This is a genomic window from Vibrio sp. 10N.222.49.C9, from assembly GCF_041474985.1.
Lineage (GTDB): Bacteria > Pseudomonadota > Gammaproteobacteria > Enterobacterales > Vibrionaceae > Vibrio > Vibrio crassostreae_C.
The window spans coordinates 1-353 of the sequence record NZ_JBFRVD010001447.1 but is presented as its reverse complement, the minus strand read 5'-3'; the positions used below and the strand labels follow the sequence as shown (position 1 = coordinate 353).

Annotated in this window: 1 protein-coding gene; it reads left to right on the top strand. The window is 42.2% G+C overall.

Translation table 11 applies throughout. The features are described 5' to 3' along the window. Window positions 1-336: DUF3379 family protein (locus AB4585_RS28695; RefSeq protein WP_372172178.1), on the top strand; the 336-nt coding region annotated here is incomplete at its 5' end. Between the last annotated feature and the right edge of the window lie 17 nt (window positions 337-353).

Genomic DNA, 353 nt, shown 5'->3' with positions numbered 1-353 from the left:
CTAGATGAACAGGTGGACTCTAGCCAAATCAATACCAAGCTAACGCCATTTGCGTATCAATTTAGTGAGAGCTTCCCATATCATGTGTACTATTTAAACCATTGTGGTTTTGGTGAAAGTAACGCTTTGCACATGGTTTTCCAAGGTGAAAAAGGGCGAATCACCCTCTTTATTACCAATATCAGCTCAGATCATGCAGTGAACTTTAGCGAAAAACAAATGTCCGGCACTGTAGTACCCATTGGCACTGCTTCTATGATACTCGTCGGAGAAAGTGACGAGGATGTTGCAAGTGTTGCTGAGCGGTTAGCAAGTATCATAACACCTATCTCATAGCTACAGTACCCTAATGA